Source organism: Paenibacillus sp. Pae15 (assembly GCF_024519685.1).
GTDB lineage: Bacteria > Bacillota > Bacilli > Paenibacillales > NBRC-103111 > Paenibacillus_G > Paenibacillus_G naphthalenovorans.
This window is the reverse complement of the sequence record NZ_JALJRM010000102.1, coordinates 1-221: the sequence shown is the minus strand read 5'-3', so window position 1 is coordinate 221 and position 221 is coordinate 1. Positions and strand designations below refer to the sequence as shown.

Annotated in this window: 1 protein-coding gene; it reads left to right on the top strand. The window is 49.8% G+C overall.

The features are described 5' to 3' along the window. Positions 1–65: 65 nt before the first annotated feature. Positions 66–221: integrase core domain-containing protein (locus NR121_RS25135; RefSeq protein ID WP_375162550.1), on the top strand; the 156-nt coding region annotated here is incomplete at its 3' end.

Sequence of the window (221 nt, the reverse complement as noted above, 5' to 3'; positions counted from 1 at the left end):
TCAGGGCAGTCATTTTACGAATCCGGATTACTTGGATTTATTGGTGAAGCACCAGAAAAGTGTCTATGGATGGTAAGGGCCGAGCGCGAGACAACAGCCGTACGGAACGCTTCTTTCGTTCGCTCAAATACGAGGAGATCTATTTGAACGAGTACGAAGACCCTCGGGCGCTTCGTAAAGCCATTACGGCCTATCTACGCTTTTACCATACCCAGCGTCCG